24 protein-coding genes are annotated in these 25,777 nt (G+C 71.8%); 17 read left to right on the forward strand and 7 right to left on the reverse strand.

Annotation, left to right across the window (positions count from 1 at the left end; genetic code table 11):
• Positions 1-51 precede the first annotated feature (51 nt).
• On the reverse strand, positions 52-963 hold the full coding sequence (locus tag MED15_RS06300) for an SDR family oxidoreductase (RefSeq protein ID WP_112734999.1): 912 nt from the start codon (positions 961-963) through the stop codon (positions 52-54).
• A gap of 118 nt (positions 964-1,081) precedes the next feature.
• On the opposite strand from MED15_RS06300, the gene MED15_RS06305 reads away from it, so the two are divergent.
• The 8 genes from MED15_RS06305 to MED15_RS06340 all read left to right on the forward strand — a co-directional run bounded on the left by MED15_RS06305 (position 1,082) and on the right by MED15_RS06340 (position 8,537).
• Complete coding sequence (locus tag MED15_RS06305) at positions 1,082-1,651, forward strand: TetR family transcriptional regulator (protein ID WP_112735000.1); 570 nt, start codon at positions 1,082-1,084, stop codon at positions 1,649-1,651.
• 128 nt (positions 1,652-1,779) lie between these two features.
• A complete protein-coding gene (locus MED15_RS06310; protein WP_112735001.1) occupies positions 1,780-2,754 on the forward strand; it encodes a Rossmann-like and DUF2520 domain-containing protein in 975 nt (324 codons plus the stop codon).
• Entirely contained in the window at positions 2,751-3,599 is an 849-nt protein-coding gene (gene panC, locus MED15_RS06315) for a pantoate--beta-alanine ligase (RefSeq protein WP_112735002.1), read from the forward strand. Before MED15_RS06310 ends, panC begins: the two co-directional genes overlap by 4 nt.
• A gap of 44 nt (positions 3,600-3,643) precedes the next feature.
• Entirely contained in the window at positions 3,644-4,072 is a 429-nt protein-coding gene (gene panD, locus MED15_RS06320) for an aspartate 1-decarboxylase (protein ID WP_030327945.1), read from the forward strand.
• Positions 4,073-4,168: 96 nt separating this feature from the next.
• On the forward strand, positions 4,169-5,065 hold the full coding sequence (locus MED15_RS06325; protein WP_112735003.1) for a septum formation family protein: 897 nt from the start codon (positions 4,169-4,171) through the stop codon (positions 5,063-5,065).
• A 108-nt stretch (positions 5,066-5,173) separates the two neighbouring features.
• On the forward strand, positions 5,174-6,868 hold the full coding sequence (locus MED15_RS06330) for an L-aspartate oxidase (RefSeq protein ID WP_112601542.1): 1,695 nt from the start codon (positions 5,174-5,176) through the stop codon (positions 6,866-6,868).
• Positions 6,865-7,761 carry a carboxylating nicotinate-nucleotide diphosphorylase gene (gene nadC, locus MED15_RS06335; RefSeq protein ID WP_112582873.1) on the forward strand — a complete coding sequence of 299 codons (897 nt, stop codon included), beginning with the start codon at positions 6,865-6,867 and terminating at the stop codon, positions 7,759-7,761. The genes MED15_RS06330 and nadC overlap by 4 nt, the downstream gene beginning before the upstream one ends.
• A 17-nt stretch (positions 7,762-7,778) precedes the next feature.
• Positions 7,779-8,537: a type III pantothenate kinase gene (locus tag MED15_RS06340; RefSeq protein WP_091403191.1), complete on the forward strand. Its 759-nt coding sequence runs from the start codon at positions 7,779-7,781 to the stop codon at positions 8,535-8,537.
• Positions 8,538-8,573: 36 nt separating this feature from the next.
• Here MED15_RS06340 and MED15_RS06345 read toward each other — a convergent pair whose 3' ends face one another.
• Positions 8,574-9,314, reverse strand: coding sequence for a class I SAM-dependent methyltransferase (locus MED15_RS06345; protein WP_112735004.1), 741 nt, complete (start codon positions 9,312-9,314; stop codon positions 8,574-8,576).
• 88 nt (positions 9,315-9,402) lie between these two features.
• On the opposite strand from MED15_RS06345, the gene lysS reads away from it, so the two are divergent.
• The 3 genes from lysS to MED15_RS06360 all read left to right on the forward strand — a co-directional run bounded on the left by lysS (position 9,403) and on the right by MED15_RS06360 (position 14,450).
• Positions 9,403-10,911 (forward strand): lysine--tRNA ligase, encoded by a 1,509-nt coding sequence (gene lysS, locus MED15_RS06350; protein WP_112733703.1) that lies wholly within the window; start codon positions 9,403-9,405, stop codon positions 10,909-10,911.
• A 112-nt stretch (positions 10,912-11,023) separates the two neighbouring features.
• Positions 11,024-11,368, forward strand: coding sequence for a histone-like nucleoid-structuring protein Lsr2 (locus MED15_RS06355; protein ID WP_036392792.1), 345 nt, complete (start codon positions 11,024-11,026; stop codon positions 11,366-11,368).
• A gap of 538 nt (positions 11,369-11,906) precedes the next feature.
• On the forward strand, positions 11,907-14,450 hold the full coding sequence (locus tag MED15_RS06360; protein WP_030327930.1) for an ATP-dependent Clp protease ATP-binding subunit: 2,544 nt from the start codon (positions 11,907-11,909) through the stop codon (positions 14,448-14,450).
• A gap of 617 nt (positions 14,451-15,067) precedes the next feature.
• Here MED15_RS06360 and MED15_RS06365 read toward each other — a convergent pair.
• On the reverse strand, positions 15,068-15,979 hold the full coding sequence (locus tag MED15_RS06365; RefSeq protein ID WP_112601574.1) for an HhH-GPD family protein: 912 nt from the start codon (positions 15,977-15,979) through the stop codon (positions 15,068-15,070).
• Between the two features lie 96 nt (positions 15,980-16,075).
• Here MED15_RS06365 and MED15_RS06370 point away from each other — a divergent pair, with 96 nt between their 5' ends.
• The 3 genes from MED15_RS06370 to MED15_RS06380 all read left to right on the forward strand — a co-directional run bounded on the left by MED15_RS06370 (position 16,076) and on the right by MED15_RS06380 (position 17,980).
• Positions 16,076-16,588, forward strand: coding sequence for a glycine cleavage system transcriptional repressor (locus tag MED15_RS06370; RefSeq protein WP_112588162.1), 513 nt, complete (start codon positions 16,076-16,078; stop codon positions 16,586-16,588).
• A 5-nt stretch (positions 16,589-16,593) separates the two neighbouring features.
• A complete protein-coding gene (locus MED15_RS06375; protein WP_112588179.1) occupies positions 16,594-17,157 on the forward strand; it encodes a peptide deformylase in 564 nt (187 codons plus the stop codon).
• Positions 17,158-17,263: 106 nt separating this feature from the next.
• Entirely contained in the window at positions 17,264-17,980 is a 717-nt protein-coding gene (locus tag MED15_RS06380) for a hypothetical protein (protein WP_112699310.1), read from the forward strand.
• 6 nt (positions 17,981-17,986) lie between these two features.
• On the opposite strand, the gene disA is transcribed toward MED15_RS06380, so the two are convergent.
• From disA to MED15_RS06400, 4 genes are all read right to left on the reverse strand, one after another.
• Positions 17,987-19,171, reverse strand: a complete 1,185-nt coding sequence (gene disA, locus MED15_RS06385) for a DNA integrity scanning diadenylate cyclase DisA (protein WP_030327921.1) — start codon at positions 19,169-19,171, stop codon at positions 17,987-17,989.
• A gap of 131 nt (positions 19,172-19,302) precedes the next feature.
• Complete coding sequence (gene radA, locus MED15_RS06390; RefSeq protein WP_091403173.1) at positions 19,303-20,760, reverse strand: DNA repair protein RadA; 1,458 nt, start codon at positions 20,758-20,760, stop codon at positions 19,303-19,305.
• Between the two features lie 85 nt (positions 20,761-20,845).
• The gene (locus MED15_RS06395) at positions 20,846-21,625 is read right to left on the reverse strand and encodes a hypothetical protein (RefSeq protein WP_112735005.1); all 780 of its coding nucleotides are present in this window, start codon (positions 21,623-21,625) and stop codon (positions 20,846-20,848) included.
• A 140-nt stretch (positions 21,626-21,765) separates the two neighbouring features.
• The gene (locus tag MED15_RS06400) at positions 21,766-22,605 is read right to left on the reverse strand and encodes a UbiA family prenyltransferase (RefSeq protein WP_225855232.1); all 840 of its coding nucleotides are present in this window, start codon (positions 22,603-22,605) and stop codon (positions 21,766-21,768) included.
• 46 nt (positions 22,606-22,651) lie between these two features.
• Here MED15_RS06400 and MED15_RS06405 point away from each other — a divergent pair, with 46 nt between their 5' ends.
• The 3 genes from MED15_RS06405 to MED15_RS06415 all read left to right on the forward strand — a co-directional run bounded on the left by MED15_RS06405 (position 22,652) and on the right by MED15_RS06415 (position 25,776).
• Entirely contained in the window at positions 22,652-23,425 is a 774-nt protein-coding gene (locus MED15_RS06405; RefSeq protein WP_112735006.1) for a class I SAM-dependent methyltransferase, read from the forward strand.
• A 40-nt stretch (positions 23,426-23,465) separates the two neighbouring features.
• The gene (locus MED15_RS06410; RefSeq protein ID WP_112601545.1) at positions 23,466-24,632 is read left to right on the forward strand and encodes an acyl-CoA dehydrogenase family protein; all 1,167 of its coding nucleotides are present in this window, start codon (positions 23,466-23,468) and stop codon (positions 24,630-24,632) included.
• An 85-nt stretch (positions 24,633-24,717) separates the two neighbouring features.
• On the forward strand, positions 24,718-25,776 hold the full coding sequence (locus tag MED15_RS06415; protein ID WP_373861102.1) for a type III polyketide synthase: 1,059 nt from the start codon (positions 24,718-24,720) through the stop codon (positions 25,774-25,776).
• Position 25,777 lies beyond the last annotated feature (1 nt).

The raw sequence follows: 25,777 nt of genomic DNA on the forward strand, positions 1-25,777 counted from the left end.
TTGAGCGTGGTTCACCGTGCCGACCCTACGGTCAGGACCGCCGTTCGTGGATCAGGCCTGGAAGTAGTGCCCTTCGTGCAGGTCGGCGATCAGGCCGGGGTGGGTGGGGGTCCAGCCCAGCAGTTCGCGGGTGATGGCGGACGACGTCGGGTTGTCCATCTGTGCGAACGAGCCGAGAAAGCCGAAGTGGTCGTCGGCCTCGGCGGGGCTGATGCTCCGAACCGGGATGCCGAGGTTGTGGCCGATGGCTGACGCGATCTGCTGGAAGGGGACGCCTTCGTCGGCAGCTCCGTGCAGACGCGTACCGGCGGGGGCCTTCTCGAGGGCGAGTCGGTAGAGCACGGCCGCGTCGAGCGTGTGGACGGCAGGCCACCGGTTGGTGCCCTCGCCGACGTAGGCGGCGTGCCCCTTCCGGCGGGCCGCGGCGATGATGGCGGTGATGAAGCCGTAGTGGTCGAGTGAGCTGTGCACGGTGGGCGCGAGCCGGACGATGGAGGAGCGCACACCGCGGGAGGCGAGGCCGGCCACGAAGTTCTCCGCGTCGATCCGGTAACCGCCGCCGGGGAAGGTGTCGTGTTCGGTGCCGGGGCGGCCGACGATGCCACCCATCACGAGCATTGCCGTCCCGCCGGTGCCGACCAGGGGCTTGCCGGAGCCGGCCAGGCCGTCGGCGAGTGCCGTGAGGGCGTCCAGGTCGGCCTTGGCGGCGCCGGCCAGGTCGCCGTCGACCATGAGGTCGTGGCGGAACGCCAGGTGGATCACCCCGTCGGAGGCGGCCGCCTCTTCCCGGAGCACGTCGAGGTCGGACAGGTCCCCGCGGTGTGCCTGAGCGCCGAGCTTCTCGATGGCGGTGGCGGACGTGTCGGAACGGGCGAGGCCGATGACCTCGTGTCCGGCGGAGAGCAGTTCCGGGACGACCGCGGAGCCGAGATGACCGGAGGCGCCTGTGACGAATACGCGCATTGTGGTTCCTTCGTGAGTACCGATGTCACCTTGCGACATCACCGTACCTCGCGTGATGTCACACCGCGACATGCTCGCGGAATTAATGTCGCAGTGTGACGTCGGCTACCATCGCCGCATGGCCCGCTGGCAACCGGACGCGCGCGGCCGCCTGGAGGCGGCCGCCTTCGAGCTGTTCCGCGAGCGCGGCTTCGAACAGACCACCGTCGCCGACATCGCCGCCCGTGCCGGCCTCGACAAACGCACCTTCTACCGGCTCTTCGGGGACAAGCGGGAGGCGCTCTTCAGCGGCAGTGGGCGCGTGGAGGAGGTCCTGGTCCGGGCGGTGACCGAATCTGACGCCGGCCCCTTCGAGGCGGTCGTCGCCGCCTTCCGCCGGGTGGCGGAGGAGCTCTTCGCAGACCGTCTCGAACTGGTCCGGGCGCGGCAGTCCATCATCGAGAGCAGCCCGGAACTACAGGAGCGCGAGCTGCGCAAGACTGGCTCACTGGCGGCCGCGGTCACCGCCGCCCTGCGGGCCAGGGGCCTCGACGAGACCACGGCCGCCCTGGCCACCGAGTCGGGTGCCACAGTCTTCCGGGTCGCGTACGCCCGCTGGGTCGCGCCCGACAGCGACGCCCCGCTCAGCGACCTGATCGCGGAGGTGGCCGCCGAGTTGCGCGCCATCACGTCGGCCCCAACGCCCTGACCCGCAGGCGACTCGGACGTGCCGTCTCATCGGTGGTGAAGGTTTTCACACATGCTTGTCCGGGTTCGGTAGCCCCGGCGCATACTTGCGATCGACCGGTACCCCTTCTCGAGGACTGGATCGTCGTCATGAGCGCACCGTTGCGCCCGCGTCCGGCCGGCCCATCCGGGCCCGCCGCCTCGTGGGATAGCGCCGTTCCCGGCGCCCGCGCCACCTCCCGTCTGCTCACCGTCGGTGTCGTTGGCGCCGGTCGGGTCGGTGCCGTGCTGGGCGCCGCGCTCGCCGCCGCCGGGCACCGGGTGGTCGCCGTCTCCGGCAGCTCCGGAGCCAGCCGCGCCCGCCTCGCCCTGCTGTTGCCCGAGGTGCCCCGCCGCCCGGTCGCCGCCGTGGCCCACGCCGCCGCCGACCTGCTGCTGATCGCGGCACCGGACGACAGGCTGGCCGGTGTGGTGACCGACCTCGCCGAGCAGGGCGCGCTGCATCCGGGCCAGATCGTCGCGCACACCTCGGGAGCCCACGGCCTGGCCGTGCTGGAGCCGGCCGTCGCGGTCGGCGCCCGGCCGCTCGCACTGCACCCCGCGATGACCTTCACCGGTACGCCGGACGACCTGGCCCGGCTGGACGGCATCTCGTACGGGGTGACCGCCCCGGCGGAGTTGCGCCCGCTGGCTGCCCGGCTGGTCGCCGACCTGGGTGGCGTGCCCGAGTGGGTGGCCGAGTCGGATCGTCCGCTCTACCACGCCGCGCTGGCCCACGGCGCGAACCACCTGGTGACCCTGGTCAACGAGGCGACCGACCGGTTGCGGGACGCCGGGGTGTCCCGGCCGGAGAAGGTCCTCGCCCCGCTGCTGCGGGCCGCCCTGGAGAACGCGCTGCGGCTCGGCGACGACGCGTTGACCGGCCCGGTCTCCCGCGGTGACGCGGGCACCGTGCAGCGGCACCTGGCCCGGTTGGCGGCCACCGCACCGGAGTCCGTCCCCGCGTACCTGGCGCTGGCCCGTCGTACCGCCGACCGGGCGATCGCGGCCGGCCGACTGCGGCCGGTGGACGCACAGTCGCTGCTCGGCGTACTGGCCGACAGCGGTCGGGAGGTGGCCGCATGACCCGGGTGGTGCACACGCGCGCCGAGTTGGCGGAGGCCCGGGCCGGGCTGAAGGGCACGGTCGGGGTGGTGATGACCATGGGCGCGCTGCACTCCGGGCACGAGACGCTGTTGCGCGCGGCCCGGGAACAGGCCGACCACGTGCTGGTTACGGTCTTCGTGAACCCGTTGCAGTTCGGGCCGAACGAGGACTTCGACCGCTACCCGCGCACCCTCGACGCCGACCTGGAGGTGTGCCGGCGGGCGGGCGCCGATCTGGTCTTCGCCCCGTCGGTGGCGGACATGTACCCGGACGGTCAGCCTCGCGTACGCCTCGATCCGGGCCCGCTCGGCGCCGAGCTGGAGGGGGCGAGCCGCCCCGGCTTCTTCCACGGCGTACTCACCGTGGTGCTGAAGCTGCTCCAGCTCACCCAGCCGGACCTGGCGTTCTTCGGCGAGAAGGACTACCAGCAGCTCACCCTGGTCCGGCGGATGACCCGCGACCTGGACGTGCCGGTCGAGGTGGTCGGCGTGCCGACCGTCCGGGAGCCGGACGGGCTGGCCCTCTCCAGCCGCAACCGTTACCTGAGCGAGCCGGAGCGCGCCGCCGCGCTGAGTCTGTCCGCCGCGCTGCGAGCCGGCGCGCAAGCCGCCGACGACGGCCTGGACGCGGGGGCGGTGCTGACCGCCGCGCACGCCGCGTTCGGCGCCGGTACGCCCGGTGCCCGCCTCGACTACCTGGTGCTCACCGATCCCGAGTTGGAACCGGGGCCGGTGGCCGGGCCGGCTCGGCTGGTGATCGCCGCCTGGGTGGGCGCCACCCGGTTGATCGACAACGCGGCGATCCACCTCGCCCCGCGTCCCTGACCCGGCCGTACCACCCTCCACCGATACCGCGAAAGGCCACTCCGATGTTGCGGACCATGCTCAAGTCGAAGATCCACCGAGCCACGGTGACCCAGGCCGACCTGCACTACGTCGGTTCGGTGACGGTGGACGAGGATCTGCTCGACGCCGCCGACCTGCTCCCCGGCGAGCAGGTGGCGATCGTGGACATCACCAATGGCGCCCGGCTGGAGACGTACGTGATCCCGGGCGAGCGGGGCAGCGGCGTGATCGGCATCAACGGCGCCGCCGCGCACCTGGTGCACCCCGGTGATCTGGTCATCCTGATCTCGTACGGGCAGATGGACGACGCCGAGGCACGGTCGTACCGGCCACGGGTCGTGCACGTCGACGCCGACAACCGGGTGATCGAGTTGGGTGCCGACCCGGCTGCGGCGGCACCCGGCACTGCCGGGAACCCGGTGCCCAGCCCGTTGGCCGTGTCCGGAGTCTGATCCCGCGTACCGCGATTCCGGTCTGTCACCAGAAGGTCATTTCCGGTTACCCTGGGCACGCTGGCGGAAGCCGGTCGGTGGCTGGGGGAGGCCGCGATGAGCCGTGCCATGACGACCCTGTTCGCCGCTGCCGTGACGGCAGTGCTGCTGGTGGGCTGTGCCGGGTCCGGCGGCCTGGACGGTGATCTGACCGACGACTGGGCGGCGTTGCCGGCGCCGTCGGCGTTCACCCCGGCCGCCGGTGTGTGTCACGCCGCCGACTTCACCGATCTGGTCAGCCTGGCCAGCTATGAGCCGGTGGACTGCGCCGGGCCGCACCGCCTGGAGACCGTGCACGTCGGGGCCTTTCCGGCCGAGCGGACGGCTGCTCCGGCGGGTGGTTCGGCCGAGCTGCGTGGCGCGTTCGCCGAGTGCGACACCCGGGCGACCGGCTACGTGGGTGACGACTGGCGGTCCGGCCGGCTGCGGCTGTCCGTGGCGCTGCCCAACGGGCCGGGGTGGGCGGCGGGTTCCCGGTGGTTCCGCTGCGACCTCACCGAGCTGAACACTGTCGAGGCGGCGGCCACAGTGGTGGTCCGGTCGGGCAGTCTGCGGGACGCGTTGAAGGGGCCCACCGGGCTGCGCCTCGGTTGCCAGCAGACTCGCGGTGGCGCCGGCCGGGGTGTGCAGACGCTGATCCCGGTGGAGTGCGGCAAACAGCACGACGCCGAGTTCGTCGGGGTGTGGCGCGCACCGGACCTGGCGTACCCGACCCGGGACGCCGACTGGTTGCCGCTCTACACGGGTTGTCGCAGCGTCCTGGCCCGGTACGCGGGCGTACCGGACGATGCCAAGCTGCGCTTCCGCAGCGGTGTGGTGGTCCGCCCGCCGGGGGCGGGGCGCTGGAAGGTCGGTGATCGGGGCGTCCGCTGCTATCTGTGGGTCAGCGACCGTACGGTGACCGCCTCGCTGAAGGGCGCGGGCCAGGCCGGTCTACCGGTCCGGACGAAGTGACCACGGCCCGACGGTCGACGCGGCGCGGCGCGCGCCGGACGGGGTCGCCCAAAACACTCGTCGCGCCCCCGCCGCCCCGGGCGAGGATGGTTCGGGTTGACTGGGGGGATGGACCTCCCGACCGTCGACCTGCCTACCCTGCCCGCGCTGCTGGCCGCGCCCGCGCCCGGCTGGGTGGAGACCACCGACGTGATCGTCGTGGGTTCCGGCGTGGCCGGGTTGACCGCGGCGCTGCACCTGCGTGAGGCCGGTCTGCACGTCACGGTGGTCACCAAGGTCAACATTGACGACGGATCGACCCGGTGGGCGCAGGGCGGCATCGCCGCCGTGCTCGACCCGGCCGACACCCCGGCGGCGCATGCCCGGGACACCGAGGTCGCCGGGGTCGGGCTGTGCGACCCGGCGGCGGTCCGGGTGCTGGTCGAGGAGGGCCCGACCCGGCTCCGTGAGCTGATCCGGATCGGCGCCGAGTTCGATCGTCACCCGGACGGCTCGCTGATGCTGACCCGCGAGGGCGGGCACCGGGCGGACCGGATCGTGCACGCTGGCGGCGACGCCACCGGCGCGGAGGTGCAGCGGGCCCTGCACGCCGCGGTGCAGCGCGACCCGTGGATCCGGCTGGTCGAGCACGCCCTCGTGCTGGATCTCCTGCGCGCGCCCGGCGACGGCCCGGACGGGCTCGGGGCGGCCTGCGGGATCACACTGCACGTGTTGGGTGAGGGCAGCGAGGACGGCGTCGGCGCGCTGCTGGCCCGTGCCGTGGTACTCGCCACCGGCGGCATGGGGCAGATCTTCTCGGCCACCACCAACCCGGCGGTCTCCACCGGGGACGGGGTGGCGCTGGCGCTGCGGGCCGGCGCGGCCGTGACCGACGTGGAGTTCGTCCAGTTCCACCCGACCGCACTGATCACCCCGGCCGGCGCGGGGGTGCCGGGGGCGGGGCACGCGCAGCAGCCGCTGGTCTCGGAGGCGTTGCGGGGCGAGGGCGCGTACCTGGTGGACGCGGACGGCAAGAGGTTCATGGTGGGCCAGCACGAGTTGGCCGAGCTGGCACCCCGGGACGTGGTGGCCAAGGGCATCCACCGGGTGCTGCTGGCCACCGGCGCGGACCACGTCTTCCTCGACGCACGGCACCTGGGCGGCGATTTCCTGGCCGGTCGGTTCCCCACCATCGTGGCGTCCTGTCTGGCGATCGGCGTGGACCCGGCGACCGATCTGATCCCGGTGGCGCCGGCCGCCCACTACGCCTCCGGCGGGGTCCGCACCGATCTGCGCGGCCGCACCTCCATCCCCGGCCTGTACGCCTGCGGCGAGGTGGCCTGCACGGGCGTGCACGGCGCGAACCGGCTGGCCAGCAACTCGCTGCTGGAGGGTCTGGTCTTCTCCCGGCGGATCGCCGAGGACATCGCGGCCGGCCTGCCCGAGCAGGCCCAGCCGGCGGAGACCGGCGCCTGGCGTGGCGGGACGGGCTGGGTGCTGCCCGCGGAGGTGACGCCGACCCTGCAACGGGCGATGACCCGCGGGGCCGGGGTGCTCCGATCCGCGGCGACGCTGGCCGGGACGGCCGGGACGTTGACCGAGCTGGGCGTTGCCCGGGGCCGGCCGCGGACCGCCGACTGGGAGGCGACGAATCTGCTCACCGTGGCATCGACGCTGGTTGCCGCCGCGTACGCCCGTGGTGAGACCCGGGGCTGCCACTGGCGGGAGGACTTCCCGACGGCCGACGAACGGTGGCTGGGCCATCTGGTCGGGGCCGTCGGGGCGCAGGGCCGGGTGACGCAACAGTGGGAGGGGAACTCGTGATCGAGTCGACGGAGACGGCGTTGCGGGCGGCTGGATTGGAGCCGGCGCACGTACGGCAGGTGATCGAGGGCGCGCTGGTCGAGGATCTGGGCCCGGATTTCCTTGACGTCACAAGCGTGGCCACCATTCCGGCGGAACAGACCGACACCGCCGACCTGGTGGCCCGCGCAGACGGGGTGTTGGCCGGGATGGCGGTGGCTGCCGCCGTGTTCGAGCTGGTGGGCGAGGTGACTGGCTTCGGTCGTACCGTCGAGGTGTCGGTGCTGGCCCGCGACGGCGAGCGGGTGGCCCGGGGCGACGTGCTGGCGACGGTGACCGGCCCGACCCGGCTGCTGCTGACGGCCGAGCGGACGGCACTCAACCTGCTCTGCCGGATGTCCGGGGTGGCCACCCACACCCGCGCCTGGGCGGACGCGCTGGCCGGCTCGAAGGCGATGGTGCTGGACACCCGCAAGACGACGCCGGGCCTGCGGGCGCTGGAGAAGTACGCGGTGCGGGTCGGCGGCGGCACCAACAAGCGGATGGGCCTCTACGACGTGGCCATGATCAAGGACAACCACAAGCTGGCGGCCGGGAGCATCACTGCGGCCTATCGGCGGGTCCGGGAGGCGTTCCCGGAGGTGCCGGTGCAGGTCGAGGTGACAGGAGTCGACGAGGCGGTGGAGGCGGTGGAGGCCGGGGCGGACTTCCTGCTCTGCGACAACATGTCGCCGGAGGTGCTGGCCGAGGCGGTGGCCGCGGTGGGTGACCGGGCGGAGCTGGAGGCGACCGGCGGGCTGACCCTGGAGGTGGCCGGCCGGTACGCGGCCACCGGCGTGGACTTCCTCTCGGTGGGCGCGCTGACGCACTCGTCGCCGATCCTGGACATCGCGCTGGACCTGCGCGCCGACTAGTTGTCTAGGCTGCGTGCGTGCTGCTCTGCATCGACATCGGAAACACCAACACCGTGCTGGCGACCTTCGACGGCGACAAGCTGGTGCACTCCTGGCGGATCAAGACCGATGCCCGCTCGACGGCGGACGAGCTGGGCCTGATGTTCCGGGGTCTGCTCGCCGGGGACAACGTCGAGATCACCGGTGTGGCCGCCTGCTCCACGGTGCCGGCCGCGCTGCGGTCGCTGCGCACCATGCTCAGCCGTTACTACGCCGACCTGCCGAGCGTCGTGGTCGAGCCGGGCGTGCGGACCGGGGTGCAGTTGGCGATCGACAACCCGAAGGAGGTCGGCGCCGACCGGGTGGTGAACACCCTGGCCGCGTACACCCTCTACGGCGGTCCGTCGATCGTCGTGGACTTCGGCACCACCACCAACTTCGACGTGATCAGCGAACGCGGTGAGTTCCTCGGCGGCGCGTTCGCCCCGGGCATCGAGATCTCCTTCGACGCGCTGGCCGCCCGGGCCGCGCAGCTGCGCAAGGTCGAGGCCACCAAGCCCCGCTCGGTGATCGGCAAGAACACCGTGGAGTGCCTCCAGGCCGGCCTGTACTTCGGCTTCGCCGGGCAGGTGGACCGGATCGTGGAGCGGATGACCGAGGAGTTGGGCGAGGTGCGGGCGGTGATCGCCACCGGCGGCCTCGCCTCCCTGGTGATCAACGAGTGTCGCAGCATCACCCACCACGAGCCGATGATCACGCTGATCGGCCTGCGGATGGTGTACGACCGCAACCTGTGACCCCGGCCGCCGTCGGGCGCCGGCCCCGTGCGGGCGTCAGCGCCGCCGGGCGCGCAGCACCAGCGTTCGGTACGGCAGCTCGATGGTGTCCCGACCAGTCAGGGCGGGGTGGGTGTTCAGGAGTTCGGTCAGTTCCCGCTCGACCCGTCGCTGATCGTCGGTGGAGGCGGTCAGCCAGTACGAGCGGGTGCGGACCATGCCGAGCAGCTCGTCCGGCGTGAGCGTGGTGCGGTGCGTGAACTCGCGCTTCTCGACGGCGTCGAACGCGGGGCCGAAGTCGGGGCGCTCGCCGAAGACCTGGCTGGTCGACTTGTCACCGAAGTGGGCGATGCGACCCAGCTCGGCCACCCAGTCGACGCTGCCGTCCCGGATGTTCCAGATGGGGGCGAAGGTGCCGCCGGGGCGGAGCACCCGGGCGATCTCGGCGTGCGCGGGCTCCCGGTCGAACCAGTGGTACGCCGTCCCGACCAGCACCGCGTCCACCGCCGAGTCGGGCAGCGGCATGGACTCGGCGCTGCCCGCCAGTGCCGTCGTGTCCGGGGTGCTGGCAGCGAGTTGCGCCCGCATCCCCGGATCGGGCTCGACCGGTACGACCTCGTGGCCCAGAGCCAGTACGGCACGGGTCAGGATGCCGGTACCCGCCGCGAGATCGACCACCCCGGCTTCGCTCAGCCCGTCGAGTGCCCAGAGGACCGCAGCCTCGGGATAACGTGGTCGAAACCGGTCGTAATCACTCGCAGCGGCACCGAAAGACAGGGCGTGAGTGTGATCGACCATGACGGGCAGGTTATCCCGTAACGCCCTCCGGACCGCTTGAGTACGCTCGGGCCTGACCCCCTGTATCTCCGTGACGAGGAAGCGTGCCGTGACCGAGCAGAACCCCGTGCCAGTGGACCCCGCCGATGACCTTCCCGAGCAGATGAAGGTCCGCCGGGAGAAGCGGGACCGGATGCTCGCCGAGGGCGTCGAGCCCTACCCGGTCGGCTTTCCCCGCACCACCACCCTGGCGCAGGTCCGGGCGGCCTACGCCGACCTGCCCACCGACACCGCGACCGGCGACCAGGTCGCGGTCACCGGCCGGGTGATCTTCGTACGCAACACGGGCAAGCTCTGCTTCGCGACCCTGCGGGACGGCGACGGCACCGAGTTGCAGGCGATGCTCTCCCTGGACCGGGTCGGGCCGGAGCGGCTGGAGGCGTGGAAGCGCCTCGTCGACCTCGGCGACCACGTCGGCGTCACCGGTGAGGTGATCACCAGCCGTCGGGGTGAGCTGTCGGTGCTGGCCCAGCAATGGGAGATGACCGCCAAGGCGCTGCGACCGTTGCCGGTGGCCCACAAGCCCCTCTCCGAGGAGGCGCGCGTCCGGCAGCGTTACGTCGACCTGATTGTCCGGCCACAGGCACGGGAGATGGTGCGCACCCGGGCCGCCGCGGTACGCAGTCTGCGGGATTCACTGCACGGGCAGGGCTTCATCGAGGTGGAAACGCCGATGTTGCAACTGCTGCATGGCGGCGCGGCGGCTCGACCGTTCGTGACCCACAGCAATGCGTTGAACACCGATCTGTATCTGCGAATCGCTCCGGAACTGTTTCTCAAGCGCGCTGTGGTCGGCGGCGTCGACCGCGTCTTCGAGATCAACCGCAACTTCCGTAATGAGGGTGTCGACTCTTCGCACTCGCCGGAGTTCGCGATGCTGGAGACGTACCAGGCGTACGGCGACTACGACACGATGGCCGAGTTGACCCGCAATCTCGTGCAACAGGCGGCGATCGCGGTGAGCGGCTCGCCGGTGGTGACCCACGCCGACGGGCGCGAGTTCGACCTGGGCGGCGAGTGGCGGTCCGTGACGTTGTTCGGTGTGCTTTCCGAAGCGCTGGGCGAGGAGGTCACGGTCCGCACCGAACGCACCCGCCTGGTGGAGTACGCGGACAAGGTCGGATTGGCAGTGGACCCGAAGTGGGGCCCGGGCAAGCTGGCCGAGGAGTTGTTCGAGGAACTGGTCGTTCCCGGCCTGGAGGCACCCACCTTCGTACGGGACTACCCGGAGGAGACCAGCCCGCTCACCCGGGCCCACCGCAGCGAGCCGGGGCTGGCCGAGAAGTGGGACCTCTACGTGCTCGGCTTCGAGCTGGGCACGGCGTACTCCGAGCTGGTCGACCCGATCGTGCAGCGGGAACGGCTGGTCGCCCAGGCGCAGTTGGCCGCCCGTGGCGACGACGAGGCGATGCGTCTCGACGAGGACTTTCTTCGGGCGATGGAGTATGGAATGCCGCCGGCCGGCGGTATGGGAATGGGAATCGACCGGCTCTTGATGGCCCTGACCGGCCTCGGAATTCGGGAAACGATCCTCTTCCCGTTGGTCCGCCAGGAGTAGTCCCCTCCGGGCGTACGCCGAGCCGTAACCGGATCCTATTGACGCGACGAGCGGCGCGCGGGTTATTGTGCTCTCGTTAGCAGGAGCACCCTGCTCGAAAGGAATGTGGGACGTGGCCAAGCAGATCATTCACAAGCTGGTCGATGACCTGGACGGCGGGGACGCGGACGAGACCGTCAAGTTCGCCCTCGACGGCGTTCAGTACGAGATCGACCTGTCGAGCGCCAACGCCGCGAAATTGCGCGATGCATTTGCGTCGTACGTGGGTGCCGGCACCAAGGTCGGCCGGGGCGGTGTCGTGATCGGTGGGCGGGCTGCCCGCGGTCGGGGTGGCGCGACCGCCGATCGGGAACAGAACAAGGCGATCCGGGAGTGGGCCAAGAAGGCCGGCAAGGACATCTCGGACCGGGGTCGAATCCCGCAGGAGATCGTGGACGAGTTCCACGCGAAGCGCTGATCCGTCAGCAGCTTGGTGGCCAGCCGCCACCGCAGGCGACACCGACGCCGGGCCGGAGGAGTTCTCCGGGCCGGCGTCGCCGTATCCGGGAGGCCTCGCCGTGCCCCGTTCGGGCGGCGTCGTCGTGCCCCTTCGGGGCCGGGAAGCATTCCGGGCCCACCGGCGTTGTCCACAACCAGTGGAACAGCTATCCACAGCCTGTGGACAACCTCCCCCAGGGGCCCGGCGCGGCACTCGTCGCGACCGCCGGTCCGCCCTCCAGGGCCTCCCGGAGCGCTTCCGGACCCCGGATCGGGCTTCCGTCGAGCCAGTCGGATTTCGCTCTGCGCGTAGCGACAGGGCTACCGGAACACCTCCTGAGCGCGGACGGTTGTTCAAAACGACGTGCAACCGACCCAGAGCAGAGACACACGACCTCAGCTGAGTCGGTCAGCGACGATAGAGTAAGGAGGCACGGACGCCCGTCCTGGACGTTCGTGCACCGGCCCCGCCAAGATCTTGACCATCAAGGCGCACGGCACGTGAGGAGCACGAGGGCATGTTCGAGCGGTTCACCGACCGAGCGCGACGGGTTGTCGTCCTGGCCCAAGAAGAGGCCCGGATGCTCAACCACAACTACATCGGTACGGAACACATCCTGCTGGGCCTGATCCACGAAGGTGAAGGCGTCGCGGCAAAGGCCCTGGAGAGCCTCGGCATCTCCCTGGAGGGCGTCCGTCAGCAGGTCGAGGAGATCATCGGCCAGGGCCAGCAGGCGCCGAGCGGGCACATCCCGTTCACGCCGCGGGCCAAGAAGGTGCTGGAGCTGTCGCTGCGCGAGGCGCTGCAGCTCGGCCACAACTACATCGGCACTGAGCACATCCTGCTCGGGCTGATCCGTGAGGGCGAGGGCGTCGCCGCCCAGGTGCTGGTCAAGCTCGGCGCCGACCTCAACCGGGTCCGCCAGCAGGTGATCCAGCTGCTCTCCGGCTACCAGGGCAAGGAGCCTGCCGCGGCGGGCGCCGCGCCGGGTGAGGCCGCGCCGTCGACCAGCCTGGTGCTGGACCAGTTCGGCCGCAACCTGACTCAGGCCGCCCGCGAGGGCAAGCTCGACCCGGTCATCGGGCGCGAGAAGGAAATCGAGCGGGTCATGCAGGTGCTCTCCCGCCGTACCAAGAACAACCCGGTCCTGATCGGTGAGCCCGGCGTCGGCAAGACCGCCGTGGTGGAGGGCCTGTCCCAGAAGATCATCAAGGGCGAGGTGCCCGAGACCCTCAAGGACAAGCAGCTCTACACGCTCGACCTGGGCGCGCTCGTCGCCGGTTCCCGCTACCGCGGTGACTTCGAGGAGCGCCTCAAGAAGGTGCTCAAGGAGATCCGCACCCGCGGCGACATCATCCTGTTCATCGACGAGATCCACACCCTGGTGGGTGCGGGTGCCGCCGAGGGCGCGATCGACGCCGCGAGCATCCTCAAGCCGATGCTGGCCCGTGGTGAGCTGCAGACCATCGGTGCCACCACGCTCGACGAGTACCGCAAGCACCTGGAGAAGGACGCCGCTCTTGAGCGCCGCTTCCAGCCGATCCAGGTGGGTGAGCCGTCGCTGGCCCACACCATCGAGATCCTCAAGGGCCTGCGGGACCGCTACGAGGCTCACCACCGCGTGAGCATCACCGACGCAGCTCTCGTGGCTGCCGCGACCCTGGCCGACCGGTACATCTCCGACCGCTTCCTCCCGGACAAGGCGATCGACCTGATCGACGAGGCCGGTGCCCGGATGCGGATCCGTCGGATGACCGCGCCGCCAGACCTGCGTGACTTCGACGAGCGCATCGCCCAGGTGCGTCGCGACAAGGAGTCGGCGATCGACGCGCAGGACTTTGAGCGCGCCGCCCAGCTGCGCGACAAGGAGAAGCAGCTCCTCGGCCAGAAGGCTCAGCGGGAGAAGGAGTGGAAGGCCGGTGACCTGGACGTCGTCAGCGAGGTTGACGACGAGCAGATCGCCGAGGTGCTCGGCAACTGGACCGGCATCCCGGTCTACAAGCTGACCGAGGAGGAGACCTCGCGCCTGCTGCGCATGGAGGACGAGCTGCACAAGCGCGTCATCGGCCAGGAGGACGCGGTCAAGGCGGTCTCGAAGGCGATCCGGCGTACCCGGGCCGGCCTGAAGGACCCGAAGCGTCCGTCGGGCTCGTTCATCTTCGCCGGCCCGTCCGGTGTCGGTAAGACCGAGCTGTCCAAGGCGCTCGCCGAGTTCCTCTTCGGCAGCGAGGACGCCCTCATCCAGCTGGACATGTCCGAGTTCCACGACCGTTACACGGTCTCCCGGCTCGTGGGTGCCCCTCCCGGCTACGTCGGCTACGACGAGGGCGGGCAGCTGACCGAGAAGGTGCGGCGTCGGCCGTTCTCGGTGGTCCTCTTCGACGAGATCGAGAAGGCCCACCCGGACGTGTTCAACACGCTCCTGCAGATCCTCGAAGACGGTCGGCTCACCGACGGTCAGGGTCGGATCGTGGACTTCAAGAACACGGTCATCATCCTGACCACCAACCTGGGCACCCGTGATGTCGCCAAGGCGGTGTCGCTGGGCTTCCAGCAGTCGGAGGACTCCGAGTCCAACTACGACCGGATGAAGCAGAAGGTCAACGACGAGCTCAAGCAGCACTTCCGGCCTGAGTTCCTCAACCGGATCGACGACACCATCGTCTTCCACCAGCTGCGCCAGACCGAGATCCTCTCGATCGTGGACATCATGATCCAGCGGATCGAGGGCCAGCTGCGGAACAAGGACATGGGTCTGGAGCTGACCGACAACGCCAAGAAGTACCTGGCCGCGAAGGGCTTCGACCCGGTGCTCGGTGCCCGTCCGCTTCGTCGCACGATCCAGCGCGACATCGAGGACAACCTCTCCGAGCGGATCCTGTTCAACGAGCTGACCCCGGGTCAGATCGTCGTGGTGGACTGCGAGGGCGACCCGGACGACATCGACAAGTCCAAGCTCGTCTTCCGGGGCTCGGACAAGCCGGTCGAAGTTCCGGACGCCGTCCCGGCCGATCTTGGTGGCACTGCCGCTGGCACCGCCGCCGCAGGCGTGGACGAGTAACACAACCAGCAAGGGGCGGGGCCCCGGTGGCGCAAGCCACCGGGGCCCCGTCTTTCTGCGTCCCCCTCACATCACCCCGCCGCCGCCCCGGCTCGTGCCCTCCCGGCCAGCCCCTGCGTCGCACTTGCCCGACGCACCCCACCCGCATGCGGGCGCTCTCACGCTGCGTGCGCGGCAAGATCCCCACAACATCAGGGAAAGTGCTGCCTCGCGGCGTCCGGAGACAGCACTTTCCCTGATGTTGTGGGGCAGGGTGGTGAGCTTGCCGGCGGCCTCGCTCCCCGTGGAGGCCTCGGCCGCAAATCGCGCAACATCCTGGATGTGGTGGCATCCGGCCCGCCCGACACCACTACATCCAGGATCGAGCACGATCTTGAGGGTGGAAGGCGCCGATTGCCGGCCTTCGCGCGCCGCGTTCGGGCGTTCGGCGTGGGTCCGGTGCGCGGCGCGCAGACGTGCGGCGGCTGCGCGGGCGTGCGGCGGCTGCGCGGGCGTGCGGAGGGCGGCCTGTGGGCGCGCGGACGTAGCAGCGTGTGGGCGTGCGGAGGGCGCGCGGACGTAGCAGCGTGCGGGCGTGCGGATGCCGGCCTTTGGGGCCGGCGCGGAGGGTGGGCGGGTCAGGTGGTGAGGTCCACGGTTGGCAGGGACGGGCCGTCACCGACCAGGCGGAAGGAGTCGGTGCCGGCGGGTTCGACCAGCCCGTCCTGCACCAGCCCGGCGAGGGCGCGGGCGCGTTGCACATCGTCGGTCCAGACCTGGTCCAAGCGCTGGTGCGGGACCGGCCCGGTGCTGTCCCTGAGCACTCCGAGCAACAGACCGCGGACCTGTCGGTCGGTGCCCGCGTACCGCTGGGGTCGGCGGGTCGGCCCGGCCGGCGCCTCCTGGCCGGACGCCCGCCAGGCGCAGACCGACTCGACGGGGCAGGCGGTGCAGCGCGGTGACCGAGCTGTGCAGATCACCGCGCCGAGTTCCATGAACGCTGCGCTGGCCAGTGCTGCTGCGGCCGGTTCGGTCGGAAGCAGTTCTTCGGTGGCGACGAGGTCCGCTGGTCGGGTGACGGGCCCGGCGTCCGGTTCGCCGGCCACCGCCCGGCACACGACCCGGCGTACGTTGGTGTCGACGACCGGGTGCCGCTGCCCGTACGCGAAGGCGGCCACCGCCCGGGCGGTGTACGTGCCGACGCCGGGCAGTGCGAGCAGTTGCTCCAGCCGGTCCGGCACCTGGCCGCCGTGCCGGTCGACGATCGCGACGGCGCATTCGCGTAGCCGGACCGCCCGACGGGGGTAGCCGAGGCGTCCCCACATCCGGATCGCCTCGGCTGGGGTGTCCGCCGCCAACGCGGCCGGCTCCGGCCAGCGGGCCAGCCATGCCTGCCAGGCCGGCACCACCCGGATCACGGGTGTCTGCTGGAGCATGACCTCGCTGACCAGGATGGCCCACGGGGTGACGCCGGGCTCGCGCCATGGCAGGTCACGGGCGTGCTGCTGGAACCACCGGCTGACCAGGGAGGCGAAGTCGGGTTGAGTCATGGCGTCGTCGATGATGTCACGCCCGGCGTTCCCGTTGGGTGGGCGGCTCGGGCGGGGTGCCACGTCCTCGTTCGGCGGACGGGGGAGAATGCGCGGATGAACGAGCTCGCGATCACCGTCATCGGTCGGGACCGGCCGGGCATCGTGGCCGACGTCGCGGAGGTGCTGGCCCGACTGGGCGCAAACCTCACCGACAGCACGATGACGCGGCTGCGGGGGCATTTCGCGATGACCCTCATCTGCACCGGCCCGGCGGCCGCCGAGGTCGAGGCCGCGCTGGCGTCGCTGGCCGCCGAGGGTCAGCTGCTGGCGACGGTACGCGCCGTCACCCCGGACGGCGATGTGCCTCCGGTGGGTGAGCCGTACGTGATGGCGGTGCATGGTTCGGACCGGATGGGGATCGTCGCGGCGATGACGCGGGTGCTGGTGGATGCCGGGGGGAATGTCACCGACCTGAGTACCCGGTTGACCGGTGCGCTCTACGTGGTCCTGGCGGAGGTCGAGTTGCCTGCCGGTGTGGCGGACGCTGTGCTCGACCGGCTGCACCGGACGGCTGCCGAGCTGGGCGTGGAGGTCACCCTCCGGCCAGCGGATCCGGATCTGTTGTGAGCGGCGTGGAGCGCGGGCCGGAGGTCGGCCTGGGGGACTGGACACCGGAGTCGCTGGACGTGCCGGGCGAGGTACGGGCGGTGGTGTCCGCCCCGCATCCGGTGCTGAGTCGGGCCGCGGACGAGGTCGACCCCACGGCGAAGGAGACGGTCCAACTCGCGGCCGACCTGATAGCCACTATGAAGGTGTCGCCGGGCTGCGTCGGGCTGGCCGCGCCGCAGGTCGGGGTGGGTGCGCGGGTGTTCGCCGTCGACGTGACCGGGCACCCGAAGGCGGTGACGGTGCACGGCACCTTCGTGTTGTGCAACGCGCGCGTGGTCGAGGCGACGCGGTGGAAGCCGGGCCGGGAGGGCTGCATGTCGGTGCCGGACCTGACCGGGGACGTGAAGCGGGCCAGCCGGCTGGTGGTGGAGGGTGACCTGCCGGGCAGCGGCGAGCCGGTGCGGCTGGTGACCGACGGCTTCGAGGCTCGGGCGTTGCAGCACGAGATCGACCACTGCGCGGGGCTACTCTTCCTGGACCGGGTGGCCGGCGCGCACGCGGTCTATCAGCGCAAGGTCTACCTGTGATCGGGTGCCGGACCGTCCTCAATGGAGGGTGGTGTGAGCGCCCCGGAGCGGCTCCGGCGCGTCGCGCCGCACTGCCGGGTACGGCGCGGCTACGGTGGAGGGCATCATGCGTCTGACGGTCGGCCCCCTGCCACCCGCCGTGTACTGGCGGCGTCGCGCCGTCGTACTCGGAGCGGGGTTCCTGTTCCTGATTGTCCTGCTCTACTCCTGCACCGGTTCGGGTCGTTCCGGCGACAAGGAGCCGAAGGCGGGCGGTTCGCCGTCGGCGACGTCCGCGGCGACGTCTGGTCCCGCCGGGCCGGTGCTGACACCTCAGACCGGCGGTCCGTCGTCGTCCGCGTCCGCTGATTCGGGTGCGACGAGCCCGAGTCCGGCGATCACCAGCAACACACCGCCGCTGGGCGCGGCGGCCGGTTCGGAGGACGACGGCACCTGCACCGATGAGGAGATCAGCGTGGTCTCGTCGGCGAGCCCGACCTCGGTGCAGCGGGGCGCGGTGGTCCAGCTGCAACTGAAGATCAAGAACACGTCGGATCGGACCTGCAGTCGCAACGTGGGTGCGGACGTCCAGGAGATCTTCATCAAGTCCGGTGCCGAGAAAATCTGGTCGTCGGACACCTGCGGCAAGGTCCAGGGCTCGGACGTCGTGTCCTTCACGCCGAACATCGAGCGCTCCTACCAGGTGCCGTGGAACGGGCGGGACACCAGCCGCTGCGACGGCGCGTTGGCCGGCGGGCCGTTCCCGCCGGTCGGGGCGTACCAGGTGTTCGCTCGGGTCGGCACGAAGCTCAGCGACCCGGTGAAGCTCACCGTCACCGGCTGAGCCGGGTCAGACGTAGCGTTCCAGGATGGATGCCTCGGCCAGCCGGGACAGCCCTTCACGAACGCCGCGGGCCCGCGCGTCACCGACCCCTTCGACGGCTTGCAGGTCCTCCACTGTCGCGCCGAGCAGACGCTGGAGGCTGCCGAAGTGCAGCACCAGGCGATCGACCACCGCCACCGGCAGCCGGGGCACCTTGGCCAGCAGCCGGAAGCCGCGCGGGCTGACCGCGGCGTCGAGCGCGTCGGACGCGGCCGGGTAGCCGATCGCCTTGGCCACCGACACCAGGTCGATCAGCTCGGTGGCACCGAGCAGATCCAGCTCGACAAGAGCCTCGTCCAGGGTGCGCGACTTGCGGCCGACGGGGAGGTAGTCCCGGATGACCAGCGTGCGGTCGGCGTCCACGCCGGCCATCAGCTCGTCGAGTTGCAGGGCGAGCAGGCGACCGTCAGTGCCCAGCTCCACCACGTAACCGGCGATCTCGTCGGCGATCCGGCGAACCATCTCCAGTCGCTGCACCACTGCCACCGCGTCCCGCACGGTGACCAGATCCTCGATCTCCAAGGCGGAGAGCGTGCCGGAGACCTCGTCCAGCCGGAGCTTGTAGCGCTCCAGGGTCGCGAGCGCCTGGTTGGCGCGGGAGAGGATGGCCGCCGAGTCGTCGAGCACGTGCCGTTGGCCGTTGACGTAGAGGCTGATGATCCGCATGGACTGGCTAACCGAAATGACCGGATAGCCGGTCTGGCGGGCCACCCGCTCGGCGGTGCGGTGCCGGGTGCCGGACTCTTCGGTCGGGATGGACGGGTCGGGCATCAGATGCACTGCCGCCCGGACGATCCTGGTGCCGTCGCTGGACAGCACGACAGCGCCGTCCATCTTGCACAACTCGCGCACGCGGGTCGCGGAGAACTCCACGTCCAGTGGGAAGCCGCCGGTGCAGAGGCCCTCGACCACCTTGTCGTAGCCGAGCACGATGAGCGCGCCCGTGCGACCCCGCAGGATGCGCTCCAGACCGTCGCGCAGGGCGGTGCCCGGGGCCATCAGGGCGAGATTGGCGCGTAGCGGATCTCCGGCGCTCCCGGCGGCTCCCGCAGTCACGCTCACGCTGATCGGGCGGGCGGGCGAGCCCACGGCGCCGGTGCGGGCCTGGGGCGGCGCGCCGGCTGGCTTGGTGGTATCGCGGTCGATCGGCACGGGCACAGTCTACGGACTGCCGTGCGGTGGGTGCTGTCGTGGTTACTGTGATGTGTCACGATGCCGCCCTTTCCAACGTTTCCCGCTTGGGACGTGCTGTCCGGTTTGGCCGCCCTCGTCGGCACGGTGGGTCACTCGGCGGACGCGCGGGCAGCATGGTGCAGCGCCGAACGGACGTCGGTGACCTCGGTCACCCGCATCTGCTCGGGGCCCGCGCCGGTGCTGGCCGGGCCGCAACCGGGCGGCACCAGGGCTACCTTGAACCCCAGTCGGGCGGCCTCGGCCAGCCGGCGCGGCACCGCCCCGACCCGGCGCACCTCGCCGGTCAGCCCCACCTCACCGATCGCCACCAGGTGCGGCGCGATCGCCAGGTTGAGCCCGCCGGAGGCGACCGCCAGAGCCACCGCCAGGTCGGCGGCCGGCTCCACCACCCGGATCCCGCCCACGGTGGCAGCGAAGACCTCCCGGTCGTGCAGGGTCAGCCGCTCGGTGCGCCGTTGCAGCACCGCGAGCACCATCGCCAGTCGCGCCGAATCGAGGCCGGAAACGGTGCGTCGGGGAGAACCCGCCACTGTCGCGCCGATCAACGCCTGCACCTCGGTGACCAGGGCCCGCCGCCCCTCCATGGCCACCGTCACGCAGGTGCCCGGGACCGGTTCCGCGTAGCGGGTCAGGAACAGCCCGGACGGGTCGGCCAGGCTGCTGATGCCGCCCTCGTGCATCTCGAAGCAGCCGACCTCGTCGGCCGCGCCGAACCTGTTCTTCACGCCGCGCACCAGGCGCAGCGACGAGTGCTTGTCGCCCTCGAAGTGCAGCACCACATCGACCAGGTGCTCCAGCACCCGAGGCCCGGCCACCTGGCCGTCCTTGGTGACGTGCCCGACCAGCACTGTGGCGATGCCCCGCTCCTTGGCGACCGAGACCAGCGCGGCGGTGACCGCGCGGACCTGGGTCACTCCACCGGGCACCCCCTCGGTGCCGGTGGTCGAGATGGTCTGCACCGAGTCGAGCACCAACAGGCCCGGCTTGACCGCGTCGAGGTGACCGAGCACCGAGGCGAGGTCGCTCTCCGCGGCGAGGTAGAGCTGCTCGTGCAGCGTGCCCATCCGCTCGGCGCGCAGGCGCACCTGACTGACCGATTCTTCGCCGCTGACCACCAGCGAGGGGCTGCCGGCGCCGATCGCCCAATGCTGCGCCACATCCAGCAGGAGGGTCGACTTGCCCACGCCGGGCTCGCCGGCGAGCAACACCACGGCACCGGGGACCAGGCCGCCGCCGAGCACCCGGTCGAGCTCGCTCACCCCGGTGGGCACGGCGCGGGCCGGAGCGGCGCTGATGGTGGCGATCGGTCGGGCCGGCTCGGACGGCATCCGGGAGCTGACCACCCGACCGGAGACGGTCGGGCCGGTCACCGTGTGCTCGACCACCGCCCCCCACTCGCCGCATTCCGGGCAGCGCCCCACCCACTTGGGCGGCTGGTGCCCGCAGGCGTCGCACTGGTAGGCCGGACGCGGATCGCGGGCGGCGGACCGACCACGGGCGGCACCGGCCGTGCCGCCACGCGGAGGGGTCGATCGGGAGGTGGTCACATCAGGACGCTAGCCCTCGCGTACGACGAAAACACCCCGGCGTGGTGGTCACCACGCCGGGGCGTTTGTCGATGTGCGGGTCGGGTCACTCGTGGGTCGTGCCGCCCTCGTTGCCCTCGTAGCCACCCTCGCGCTCGATGATCGGCGACGGAGGGGCCGCCGGGGTGAGCGGCACGGCGACCGGCGCCTGCCCGGTGACGGTGTTGCCGTTGCCGAAGTCGAAGGTCACGACGACGTTCTGGCCGGAGCGCAGCGCCTCGGTCAGGCCGATCAGCCGGAGCTGCGTGGTGGCCTCGGAGTTGAACTGGACGTAGCTCAACGGCGCCAGCTCGATCCGAGCCGGCTGGCCGGGGGCGGAGGGGCTGGCCGAACCGGACGCCCGCGCCGACTCCGGGGCGGACGGGGTGGCCGACGACGATCCGGTCTCGGAGGGCGTCACCGACGGGCTCGGCGAACCGGACGTCGAGTTCGACGGGCTGGCCGAACCGGACGGCGACGGGCTCATGGAGGCGGACTCCGAGGCGGACGGCGACGGGCTCGCCGAGCCGCCGCTGATCACGACCTCGCGGGCGCTCTCCGTGGTGACGGTGACCGTCACCGTCTCCTTGGAGTCGTTGTAGATCACGGCGCTGAGCCCCGCGTCCTGGCCGGTCTTGTAGCCCTCGGTGCCCGGGTAGTCCACGAGCAGGCCACGCACGGAGAAGGATCCGTTGTTGGTGGTGAGGCTGACGCCCTGGACCGACGCCTCCTTGGTGGCGGTCTCGGCGATCTGACCGGTGCCGCAGCCGGACGTCAGCAGACTGGCCGCCGCAATCCCGGACAGCAACAGGGCCGCCCGCCGGGATCCCCTGATCGAGCGCGTCACGTCGGTCCTCCTCGTCACAATCCCCACCCGGGCCGTACGCCGGGCACGGTGGCCATACCCGCGCAGACCGCGCTCCAGGGTAGTTGGGACTGATCGAGGCCCGCACGCGGACCCGGCAATGCCACCTGCCCGGGTGGCGTTCACACCACCCGACCGCTCGCCACCAGCAGAACCACGTCGATGAGGGCCACCAGCATCACCGCCCGGAAGGCCGCCACCGGCCGCCGGCCGGCCCGGGTCGCCGAGCGCCCGGCGTACCAGCTCAGCGGCGGCACCACGGCGGCCGTGCCGACCGCCGCCCAGCCGATCGCCGACGGCGGCCCGGGTGGTCCGAGGACCAGCGTCGCGGTCGCCGCGAGAAGGAGACCCGCCGCGGCCACCCGGCTGCCGGCGGCACCCAGCCGGTGGGGCAGGCCGCGCACGCCGGTGCGGGCGTCGTCGGCCAGGTCGGGCAGCACGTTGGCGAAGTGCGCACCGGCACCCAGGCAGGCTGCCGCCGCCACCAGCCAGACCGGCGGGGTCGGCTGACCGGGCAGCGCCAGCACCACGAAGGCGGGCAGCGCGCCGAACGACACGGCGTAGGGCAGCACCGAGAACGCGGTGGCCTTGAGCGGCCAGTCGTAGAGCAGGGCGGAGACCAGGGCGAGCGTCAGCCAGAACGCCGCCACCGGGTTCGTGGTCAGCGCCAGCAGCGGGCAGGCCACCGCGGCCGCCGCGGCGGCCCAGGCCGTGACGCGTCGACCGACCGCGCCACTGGCGACCGGCTTGTCGGTACGCCCCACAGTGGCGTCCCGCTCGGCGTCCAGCGCGTCGTTGGTCCAGCCGACGGCGAGCTGGCTGGCCAGCACGGCGAGCACCACCGAGACGATTCCGGCTGGCCGGTGGCCCACTCCCCAGGCCAGCAGACCGGCCACCGTGGTCACCGCCGCGGCCGGTTCCGGATGGCTTGCTCTGACCAGCCCTAACACCCTCGACGACATAAGGGAAGTCTGGTCGTTACCGAGCAGTCGTGCCACGCTCGGTTCCATGCGAGACGTGGCTGCGGCCGGGGCGTCCACCGGTCCGAGGGTGCTGCCGCGAAACGATCCGCGTCAGTACGACGATCTGGCCGGTGAGTGGTGGCGGCCGGACGGCGCGTTCGCGATGCTGCACTGGCTGGCTGAGGCCCGTGCCGCGCTGGTGCCGCCGGCCACCCGTCCGGACGCGTTGCTTGTCGACCTGGGTTGCGGCGCCGGCCTGCTCGCGCCGCACCTGGCCGGCAAGGGCTACCGCCACGTGGGGGTGGATCTGACCCGCTCGGCGCTCGTCCAGGCGGCCGAGCACGGGGTGCGGGTGGTCCAGGGTGATGCCACAGCGGTGCCGCTGCCCGACGGCTGCGCCGACGTGGTCTCGGCGGGTGAGCTGCTGGAGCACGTGCCGGCCTGGCCGCGCGCGGTGGCCGAGGCGTGTCGGCTGCTGCGCCCCGGGGGCGTGCTGGTGCTGGACACCCTCAACGACACGGCGCTGGCCCGGCTCGTCGCGGTCCGGATCGCCGAGCGGCTGCCGACGGTGCCGCGTGGCATCCACGACCCACTGTTGTTCGTGGACGCCCGGGCGCTGGTGGCCGAGTGCGCCCGACACGGTGTCGACCTGAGCCTGCGGGGCATCCGTCCGCAGGTCGGCGGCATGCTCGCCTGGCTGCTGCGCCGCGCTCGCGCGAGCCGAACGGCCGGTGCGGTGCCCGCCGGCCGGGCGCCGCGCATCGTGCCGACCCGCTCCACCGCCGTGCTCTACCAGGGCCGGGGGGTCCGCAAAGGATAGTCAGGCCGTGGCGGGGTATGGAACGCCGAGGAGGAACGAGATGACGGTGCACGCGCTTGAGGCAGCACGCCGGTTGGCGCCGCGGTTCGCCGCGCGGGCGGCCGAGCACGACCGGGACGGTTCCTTCCCCGTGGACGACTTCGCCGACCTGCGCGAGGCCGGCCTGTTCGGGCTGATGGTGCCCCGGGCGCTCGGCGGTCTGGGCGCCAGCTTCGCCGAGTACGCCGCGGTGGCCACTGAGCTTGCCCGGGGCAACGGTGCGACCGCCCTGGTGTTCAACATGCACGCCTCGGTGACCGGCGCGCTGGGCGCGGTGACGGAGGAGTTGGCCGAGGCGCTGGGCGTGCCCGACGAGGCGCTGGCCGCCCGCGACCGGCTGCTCAGCGCGGCGGCGCAGGGCTCCTGGTACGCGGTCGCGATGAGCGAGCGTGGCGCGGGCGCGCGGCTGTCCCAGCTGACCACGGCGTACGAGCCGACCGACGGGGGTTGGCATCTCAAGGGCAGCAAGACCTTCTGCTCCGGCGCCGGGCACGCGGACGGCTACCTGGTGGCGGCGCGCAGCGCGGCCGACCAGTCGGTGGTCTCACAGTTCCTGGTGCCGGCCGGCGACGGGCTGACAGTGGAGCCGACCTGGGACTCGCTCGGCATGCGCGCCACCTCCTCCCACGACCTGCACCTGGACGTCACGGTGCCCGCCGACCGGCTGCTCGGTGGGGTGGAGGGGCTTGCGCTGGTGGTGGCCCAGTTGATGCCGCACTGGTTGGTGGCCAGCTACGCCGCCGTCTACGTGGGGGTCGCCCGTGCGGCGATCGACGCGGCAGCCGAGCACCTCAACGCCCGCAACCTGGCCGGTCTGCCGGCGGTGCGGGCCCGGCTGGGTCGGGCGGACGCGGCGACGGCCGCCGCACAGTTGGTGGTGGCCGAGGCGGCCCGCCGGGTGGACGAGGCGCCCGGTGACGAGGAGACCAACCGTTGGGTGTGGCGGGCGAAGCTGCTCGCCGGGACCACGGCCGCCGAGGTGGCGGCGTCGGTGCTGGAGGCGGCGGGCACCTCGGCGACCCGCCGTGGACATCCGCTGGAGCGGCTCTACCGCGACGCCCGCTGCGGCTCGCTGCACCCGGCCACGTCGGATGTCTGCGCCGACTGGCTCGGCATCGCCGCACTGGGCGGCGACCCGGATCGTGACGGATCGGCACCGCGTTGGTGAGCCCGCCGCACCGGGCTCGCACGGAAGAACGACCAGCCGAGGTGGCTGGTGGGACGGCCAGGGGGAGGACAGCATCTGACGAGAGGTGGGGATCGTGTTCGTACCAGTGATCGCGGGGCTCGGGACAGCGCAGCCGCCGTCCGCTTCGCAGGACGAGTTGTGGGAGGGCTTCTTCTCCCGGCACTTCACCGGCACCACCCGGTCGTTGGCCCAGCGGATCTTCGCCAACTCGGGGGTGACCCGGCGGCAGGCCGCGGTCAATCCGCTGCTGGAGGACGTCTCGGACTGGCCGACCGAGCGCCGGATGCGCCGCTACCAGGTGGAGGCGCTGCCGCTGGGCAAGGAGGCGGTGGGTCGGGCGTTGACAGCGGCCGGGCTGAGCGCCGGCGACATCGGGCTGTTCATCGTCTGCTCCTGCACCGGGTACGCCACCCCGGGGCTGGACATCCTGCTCGCCCGGGACCTGGGCATGGCCGCGGACACCCAGCGGATGTTCATCGGCCACATGGGCTGTTACGCGGCGTTGCCGGGGCTCGGCGCGGCGAGTGACTTCGTCACCGCCCGGGGGCGACCGGCGCTGCTGCTCTGCGCGGAGCTGACCAGCCTGCACATCCAGCCGTCCAGCGCCCGGGTGGACACGCAGCAGATCGTCTCCCACGCGCTCTTCTCGGACGCCGCGGTCGCCGCGGTGGTCGTGCCGGGCGGCTCGGGGTACGCGGTGCGCGAGGTCACCGCCGTCACCGACACCTCGACCGCCGACCACATGACCTGGGACGTCACCGATGCCGGGTTCCGGATGGGGTTGTCGCCGAAGGTGCCGCAGGTGCTGTCGAGGCACGTCCGCGGGCTGGTCGAGGATCTGTTGGCCCGGCACGGCGTCACCAGCTCCGAGGTGGACGGTTGGGCGGTGCACCCGGGCGGGCCGCGGATCCTCAACGTGGTGGAGCGGGAGCTGGCGCTGCCTCCGCTGGGGCTGGCGGCGTCCCGGGCGACGCTTGACGAGCACGGCAACTGCTCGTCGCCGACCGTGCTGCTGATCCTGGACCGGCTGGGTCGGGCGACACCGGCGGCTCGGCGCATCGTCATGCTGGCCTTCGGCCCCGGTCTCACCCTGTACGCCGCCCTGCTCGATCGACAGGACTGAG

This window comes from Micromonospora noduli (genome assembly GCF_003264475.1).
Lineage (GTDB): Bacteria > Actinomycetota > Actinomycetes > Mycobacteriales > Micromonosporaceae > Micromonospora > Micromonospora noduli.